Genomic DNA, 6,252 nt, shown 5'->3' with positions numbered 1-6,252 from the left:
TCAGTTGTTTAAGTCGTTATTTATATCCGTTTTTATTTAGGGTTGATTAAGTAAGATTTGACTTGAAAGGCTAGAAAATAAAAAAAATGTTTGTATAATAACTCGTATATTACAACGAAAAGGAAAAATAATTTAAGTTCTAACCTTTAATTTACTTATAGGGTGTCTCCTTTGAGATCTTTTGGTTAAATAATAATATAGTCACATAGTAAATAACCACAAAGAAAAGCTTAAATTATTCTCTTTCTCTCTTTTTACAAATAGAGAAAAAACCTAAAATAGGGCAGGTTTAGCTTTTGCGATCACAAAAACTAAAGCTGCACTATTTTTTATTTTCTAAAAAAAATACATTTATTGTCTTGAAAAATAAGAATATAGCTATACACTTATATAGCTATAAAACAATGAAGACAACAGTTATCTAGTTTTTCTGCTTAAAAGGCAGAGTTTTTTACCCCAACGCAATAACACACTTAGACTAACAAGGTCTTTCTTAAGGAGAATTTAATTATATGTCAAACCCAGCAAAATATCCTCTAGTTTCACGTAGCTTGCACTGGCTAATTCTTTTTGCCGTAGTTGCATCTTACGTTACTATTTTTACTGGTTTATATCCATGGCACTTTTTCTTTGGAGCATTAACTTTAGTATTAGCAGTAGTACGTTTAGTAACTATGCATGTTTTTGCTAAAGCAGTACCAGCTATTGTTCCTCCGATTAATTCTTTACAAAAGCTAGTAGCTAAAATCGTGAAAATTCTTTTAGCTCTAATTTTTGTGTTAATTCCATTAACAGGTATTCTGTTCCGTCTTTACTTTGGACGTAACTTTATGATTTTTGAGTGGGAAATTATTCCTGCTGGTTTTATTACCCCAAACCCTGAAATTGGTTCTTTCTTACGTACATGGCACGTTAATTTAGGTTGGGTTGGTATAGGCTTAATTGGCTTACACTCAGCAGCAGCTCTATTCCACCACTATGTAGTTAAAGATAATACTTTAAAACGTATTCTTTAAGAAAAAGGCTTCTCAAGCTCAGCTTGGGAAGCTTTTTTGTTATAATGCAAACTTAACATAGGAAAAAAGTGTATCTATGCAAAAGTATCATCGTATCAATATTATTCTGCACTGGTTAATTTTTCTCTTAGTGGTCTTTGTTTACTATACAGGTTGGTATAGAGCTTTACCTCTGCATCGTTTTGCAGGTGGTTTAGTGTTAGTTCTAGCTGTAATTCGACTAGTTACCATGCATGTGTGGCGACGTCGTTTTCCTGATTTATCAGTAAATAAGTGGGAAAAGTATGCTGCCATGGCAACTAAAATAGCTTTAGCACTACTCTTTATTGTTGTACCTATTCTGGGCATAGTTTTTCGTATGTATTTTGGTTTGGATTTAGTTTACTTTGGTCAGGTGGTTGTACCAGCACATTTAGTAAGCGAAAACCATATTATCGGCGAAAGCTTACGCCAATGGCATGTAGGTTTAGCTTACCTTGCTCTTTTATTACTAGCAGGGCATGCAGGAGCTGCTATTTACCACCACACAGTTCGCAAGGATAACTTACTTAACCGGATGTTTTAAAAGCTCACAAGCAAGGCTTGCGAGCTTTTATTTTTCTCAAATCCCTGAAAAAATTTAATGTTATCATTTGTGAAGAGGTAAGTAAAACTTCCGTTCTTTTAACATGGAGTTATAAGTAGGGCAAGAACTTTACGCTTTTTTCTTGTTAAGAAAAATTAATTAACTTGATTTTTTCACAGTGAGAAAATGATCGAAAAAATGGTATTAACCTAGTAACCTAGTAAGTTAATGGGAGATATAAGACAAATTATTTTTCTCAAGAAACTTCAGTTTTTTGAAGATTTTGTCTGTGCCTTTAGCTCCGAAAATATAACGAACTTAGCGAATTTATAGGCTTGGCAATCAAGGGCAAAAAGTATTGATAAGGGATCACTATTACTTAAGTTTTTTCTCAAGAAAACTAGGGAAAAAATTAATTTTTTTATTTTTTGCTGATTTATCTTTCCCCCTAAATAAATGGTATATAATGAAAGGGCAAAGCGAACCAACGTCTTAGATTATTTAGCTTTAGGAGCAGTTAGTGCTTATTTTAAGGCCTAATATTTTTAAGGGGGAGGCTCTTAAACAAAATATAATCGAGTTGGTTTTCTGCCCAAGTGCTTACTTTCACTGAGAGTAGGAACTAAAAAAAATTACACTTTAGCGGGGAGCAAAGTTTTTGCAGACAAGGTATCAATTGAGGATAGTATATCTTGGCTTTGTGCAGGTAATGGGATACACATTACCTAGTCGAATATGACACTCGTCAGTTTCCAATTACTGTTCCTCACGGAAGAGTAATTGGTTACTGTTTTTCTATATATTCTTTAAGAGGTATAGTCTTTATACCTGTTAAAGCGTATATATTTTATATATGCTGTTTCCTGTCATATAATTATTCACATGAGATTCATGAGCTGCTGGCAATTAACAGCAGCCTTTTTTATATAGGAAGACACCATGCAAAAAACAGATAAGTATCCAAGTATTCAGATAAAAATTCACTGGATAACTTTTGTATTGGTAATGTGTACCTATCTTTGGGTATGGTTAGCTAAGTATGTTCTAGTTAGCTTTCCTGGGGTAGATCACTTTTTCTGGCTCTTGCACTTTTTCTTTGGAGCTTTAGTTTTTGTTTTTACTTGTATTCGCTTTGTTGTGCAAAAGCTTTTACAAAAATACATTCCTGATGTAGTTCCACCTATTGCAGGTTGGCAATACTGGACTGCAACAGTAGTGAAAATTTTCTTAATTCTTGTTTACTGGATTATTCCTGTAGCAGGATACTTGTATCGTTGTAAAAAAGGTGCAACTTTAGACCTTTATGTAAAAACCTTTACCGCACGTTGTGAAGTAGATATGTCTTCGGCACAGATGTGGCATGCAATTCATGTTAATACCGCTTATTTAGCTTTAGCTTTAATTGCTGTACACTCGGGCTTTGTACTATTTAATCACTATGCGAGAAAAAACAATATGCTTTTACGTATGATGCCTAGAAGAAAAAGCAAATAGTTTCTAGACATAGTTTTTTAAAATCACTCTAATTTTTTTAGTTGAAAGCAATTAGTTTTTTTGTAGTTCTATGAATCAGATAAACCTCTTAACTTGAGAAAGTTGAGAGGTTTTTTTATGGAAAAATATTGCAAAATGTAGGGGTTGGGTAATATTACGAAAAAAATAATAGCTAGAATCAAAATATAAAGATAAACTAGAAAGGAAAAATAGTAAGTAAATAAGACTAAATATGGGATAAATTTTGTCTATTTCAGGTAGAGTAAGAAAATCTGGTAAGAAATATAGAGAAAGATTATGACTAGTAAAAAATTATGTGTGCCCAAATTAAGATTTCCTGAGTTTAGTGCACCTTGGGTAAAGGATAAAGTTGGAAATATCTTTGATGAAGTTACTCGTGGGCAAGTACTAGCTGTTGCCGACATGAGTCCAATTCAGACCCCTATATATATATCCCGTTTATTCATCACAAACTATAAATAATGGGATCATAGGTTACTATAAAGAGTATTTGTTTGAGGACGCTATTACTTGGACTACGGATGGATACGCTGGGCGAGTTACATTCCGCTCTGGTAAATTCTACAGTACAAATGTAAATGGAGTATTAATTTCACACAAGGGTTTTGGTAATAAAGCTATAGCTGAGGCACTAAATAGAGTTGCCTATAGATACGTTGCACAAGCTGTTATACCAAAATTAATGAATAATGTAATGGAAGAGATAGTATTTTACTATCCTCTAGAAATTTCCGAACAGCAAAAGATAAGTAAACTGTTTATAGAACTTGATGAAAAAATATTATCTTTTGAACAGCAACTTAATAAGCTAGATTCTTTAAGAATATCATTACAAGGGAATCTTTACACTACTAATAGCCCCCAACCAAAGCTTAGATTTCCTGATTTCAAAGAAGATTATCATACTCTAACAGTTAGTGAGATAGGTGAAGTTAAAACAGGTAATACCCCTTCAACAAAAGTCAAAGAATATTGGGGTAGCAATACTGATGAGACTAAATACATTTGGGTTACGCCAACAGATATAAATTCTTCAACGATTGAGAGAACAGAAAGAACGTTAACTTCTTTAGGTTGGGAAAAAGCAAGAAAAGTTCCTGCTAATTCACTATTAATTACATGTATTGCTTCAATTGGTAAAAACACCATAAACCTAACTCCAGCCGCTTTTAATCAACAAATCAATTCACTAACTCCTAAGCAAGGATTTGATAGCTATTATTTACTTCATCACTTTAATAGAAACAAAGTAAGATTAGCGAATGCTGGAAACTCTTCTATAACAGAAATAGTAAATAAGACGCAGTTTGAGAAATTTACCTTAAGACTACCTAAAGAGTACGAAGAACAAAGGAAAATAGGTAAATTATTTAAGGAAGTTGATCAGTTAATTTTGAGATATAAGAATATGATTGAGTATCATCAAATTCTAAAAAGAGCACTTCTCCAGAGTATGTTTGTTTAAACTAAATAAGTCCTCGACACTTAGTGTTGAGGACTTAATAATATGTATAGAATTTTATAGAGGCACTTTTCAAAATAAAGTTTTTTCTTTAGGTTATAATATTTACAATTGTTTAAATATAAAAATTGCTTTAATAAAGCAAAAGTTTCAAAAATTAAGAAAAAATCATGACAAAACAGATTATACAGGGACCAACACTCAGATTTCCTGGGTTTAGTACTCCTTGGGTACGGGATAAAGTTAAAAATGTCTTCGATGAAATCACTCGTGGACAAGTACTTGCTGTACCTAAGATGAGTCCTGTTCCTACCCCTATATATATATCCTGTTTATTCATCACAGACAGTGAATAATGGAGTAGTAGGCTATTATAAAGAGTATCTATTTGAGAATGCTATCACATGGACTACAGACGGAGCAAATGCTGGTACAGTATCTTATCGTGAAGGAAAATTCTTTAGTACAAATGTAAATGGAGTTCTTATTTCTCATAAAGGTTTAGGAAACTTAGCTATAGCACTAGCTTTGAATAAAGTATCATATAAGCATGTCTCAACTGCAGGTATTCCGAAATTAATGAATAATGTAATGGCTGAGATAGATTTCAACTATCCACCAGAACTTGCTGAACAACAAAAAATAAGTAACTTCTTTAAAGACGTTGACAATAAAATTACTAGTTTACAAAACGCATTATCTAAAACAAAAGAATTAAAACGGTCTTTAGTCTATAAGCTTCTAGTTGTAAAAAATGGTATCCAACCTGAACTAAGATTTCCAGAGTTTATTTCACCTTGGATAGAGAGTAAAACAGAGGATATTTTTGACAGTTTTAAAAGAGGTGTGATAGATACTATCGATGATTTAAGCAAAGAACCGACGGATGATCTCAAATATCCAGTGTACTCAGCCCAAGTAGCTAATAATGGAATTTGTGGATACACAAATACTTATACCCATGAAGATTGTATAACTTGGGTAACTGTAGGACAAAAATCTGGATTAGTGTTTTTTAGGGAAGGTAAATTTAATGCAAATGATCTTTGTGGAATAGTAACTTCACATCGAGGTTGTAGCAACAGAGCTATGGCTGAAATTTTAAATCGTGTTGCTTATCGATATAAGAATAGTAGTGATATTCCTCAAGTAAATATGGCAACTTTTAAACAAATTATTATAAAACATCCAGAAGATGTTTTAGAACAAGAAAAATTAAGTAATGTTTTCAAAGATGTTGATAATTTAATTTTTGCCTATGAAAGAGTTTTAGAACAGCAAAAAACTTTGAAGCAAGCTATTTTACAACGTATGTTTATTTAACGTATATAAGTAAGTCCTCGACATTTTGTGTCGAGGACTACTTTATATAATAACAGCCCTTTTTAAAAAAAATGATTCTTCATATAAAGAAACAGTTTTAGGTATAATGCTTTTAAAAGGATTAAATTTTACCTATAAACCTAAGCGAGAGTCATGATAAAACAGATTATACAGGGTACTTTACCTAGTTTTACTGGGTATAGTGGACCTTGGGTAATAGAAAAAATGAAGAAATTCTTCGTAAAACCTACTCAAGGACAGGTGCTGACAGTACCTAAAGCCAACACTATTTTAGCCCCTATATATATATCCGTTCCAATCATTAGAAGATATAGATAATGGGGTCTCTGGATACTCTAAAGAATACTTAT

At 32.4% G+C, this 6,252-nt stretch carries 6 protein-coding genes; all 6 read left to right on the top strand.

Going from position 1 to position 6,252, the window contains the following annotated elements; translation table 11 throughout:
- Nucleotides 1–512 precede the first annotated feature (512 nt).
- The 6 genes from CJP74_RS07600 to CJP74_RS07575 all read left to right on the top strand — a co-directional run bounded on the left by CJP74_RS07600 (nt 513) and on the right by CJP74_RS07575 (nt 5,881).
- Nucleotides 513–1,016 (top strand): cytochrome b, encoded by a 504-nt coding sequence (locus CJP74_RS07600; protein WP_119497885.1) that lies wholly within the window; start codon nt 513–515, stop codon nt 1,014–1,016.
- Nucleotides 1,017–1,092: 76 nt separating this feature from the next.
- Entirely contained in the window at nt 1,093–1,581 is a 489-nt protein-coding gene (locus CJP74_RS07595) for a cytochrome b (RefSeq protein ID WP_119497883.1), read from the top strand.
- Between the two features lie 939 nt (nt 1,582–2,520).
- Entirely contained in the window at nt 2,521–3,075 is a 555-nt protein-coding gene (locus CJP74_RS07590) for a cytochrome b (RefSeq protein ID WP_119497881.1), read from the top strand.
- Between the two features lie 318 nt (nt 3,076–3,393).
- On the top strand, nt 3,394–3,558 hold the full coding sequence (locus tag CJP74_RS08160) for a hypothetical protein (protein WP_222987026.1): 165 nt from the start codon (nt 3,394–3,396) through the stop codon (nt 3,556–3,558).
- Nucleotides 3,524–4,561 (top strand): restriction endonuclease subunit S, encoded by a 1,038-nt coding sequence (locus CJP74_RS08155; protein ID WP_345788756.1) that lies wholly within the window; start codon nt 3,524–3,526, stop codon nt 4,559–4,561. Before CJP74_RS08160 ends, CJP74_RS08155 begins: the two co-directional genes overlap by 35 nt.
- Nucleotides 4,562–4,861: 300 nt before the next feature.
- The gene (locus CJP74_RS07575) at nt 4,862–5,881 is read left to right on the top strand and encodes a restriction endonuclease subunit S (protein WP_345788755.1); all 1,020 of its coding nucleotides are present in this window, start codon (nt 4,862–4,864) and stop codon (nt 5,879–5,881) included.
- Nucleotides 5,882–6,252: the final 371 nt, after the last annotated feature.

Origin of the sequence: Psittacicella melopsittaci (genome assembly GCF_003585925.1) — a bacterium.
GTDB classification, from domain to species: Bacteria; Pseudomonadota; Gammaproteobacteria; order Enterobacterales; family Psittacicellaceae; genus Psittacicella; species Psittacicella melopsittaci.
This window is presented reverse-complemented; position numbering and strand designations above follow the sequence as displayed.